A 717-nucleotide genomic window follows, 5' to 3' on the forward strand; every position below is an offset into this window, starting at 1 on the left:
GGTTTCGGCGAGGGTGATGGTGCGGGTGATCAGGGCTGCGGGGTTGAGGTTGCCTTGGGCAACTTGGGCGAGCATCTCGGGGTAGGCGTGGGCGGGCATGCCGTGGCTGCCTAGCCACTGGAGTTCCTGGCCGATCAGGCGACTGACGTCGAGTTGTACGCCGTCCGGCAGCAGACCGATCTGGACGTGCCGACCGTGTGGTCGGAGCGCGCGAAGCGCCTGCTGCACCAGGTCATTCGAGCCGAGAGCGTCGAACGTGACGTGCGCACCCAGGTTCCCGTCGGTTGCGCTCAGAGTCTCAGCGGCGCCATACGAGACGGCCAGCTCCAGCGCGGCCGGATTCGTGTCGACCGCGATCACCCGTGCACCAGCGGCGGCCGCGATCATCACCGCGGACAAACCCACCCCACCACAGCCGTACACGACCACGGTCTCGCCGGCCTCGACCTTCGCGACCTGCCGAACAGCCCGGTACGACGTCGCAAACCGGCAACCGAGTCCTGCCGCCGTACCGAAATCCAGCTCGTCGGGCAGCCGCACGAGATTGACCTGCGCGAACGGGATCGCGACGTACTCAGCGAATGAGCCCCAATAGTTGAACCCCGGCTGCAGCTGATTCGGGCACACCTGCTGATTGCCCGCCAAGCATTCAGGACATGATCCGCAGGCGCAGATGAACGGCGTGGTCACCCGATCCCCGACCTGCCACCCCGACAC

General features: G+C 66.5%; 1 protein-coding gene. It reads right to left on the reverse strand.

The features are described from left to right. Positions 1-717, reverse strand: a 717-nt coding sequence (locus E1263_RS42495; RefSeq protein WP_272949739.1) for a zinc-binding dehydrogenase, incomplete at its 3' end; no start/stop codon positions are given.

This window comes from Kribbella antibiotica, assembly GCF_004349055.1.
GTDB classification, from domain to species: domain Bacteria; phylum Actinomycetota; class Actinomycetes; order Propionibacteriales; family Kribbellaceae; genus Kribbella; species Kribbella antibiotica.